Raw genomic sequence first — 209 nt, forward strand, 5'->3', positions numbered from 1 at the left:
CCTGCGAGTTCTACACAAAGGTTTCTAGGTGACCGTGCCCCCGAGGTTTTGCCGAACCTGCGGGGGTTTTCTATATTCGCTAACCAGTTTCTCTGGTGGACGTCGCTAATCCATTTCTTTTTTCTGCCTAAACATACGCTTTTTTTAAGTCTTAAATATTAGGGTTAAATCCATCCTAAATTAGCATTGCGTATAATGTATATTATGTT

It is taken from the genome of Idiomarina sp. UBA3162 (assembly GCF_002364475.1).
Classification (GTDB): Bacteria; Pseudomonadota; Gammaproteobacteria; order Enterobacterales; family Alteromonadaceae; genus Idiomarina.